The sequence below is a fragment of the Pseudomonas avellanae BPIC 631 genome (genome assembly GCF_000444135.1).
Lineage (GTDB): Bacteria > Pseudomonadota > Gammaproteobacteria > Pseudomonadales > Pseudomonadaceae > Aquipseudomonas > Aquipseudomonas avellanae.
Genome location: NZ_ATDK01000512.1, coordinates 1 through 411, shown reverse-complemented (window position 1 = coordinate 411; position 411 = coordinate 1). Strand labels below are relative to the sequence as shown.

Sequence of the window (411 nt, the reverse complement as noted above, 5' to 3'; positions counted from 1 at the left end):
AATACCTGTGCAACACCTGCCATTGCCGGGCCTGTCCTTCCTGCGGCAAAAAGGCCACCGACCAGTGGATCGCCGTGCAAAACAACCGTCTGCCCGACTGCCCCTGGCAGCATCTGGTGTTCACGCTGCCCGACACGCTGTGGTCCCTGTTCTTCTACAACCGCTGGCTGCTCGATGCGCTGTTTCGGCTGGCGGCCGATAACCTGATCTACACCGCCAAGCGGCGCGGTTTGCGCGTCGGGATTTTCGGTGCGCTGCACACCTATGGCCGGCGGCTCAACTGGCATCCCCACGTCCACCTGTCGGTGACCGCGGGCGGCCTGGATGAGCAGGGCGTCTGGAAAAATCTGTCGTTCCACAAAGAGGCCCTGCGGCGGCGCTGGATGTGGCTGGTGCGCGATTACCTGCTGG

The 411-nt window shown here is 63.5% G+C and carries 1 protein-coding gene; it reads left to right on the top strand.

Features of this window, described 5'->3' with window-relative positions; genetic code table 11:
* On the top strand, positions 1-411 hold a 411-nt coding region (locus DW49_RS0124275), incomplete at both ends, for an IS91 family transposase (protein ID WP_024421490.1).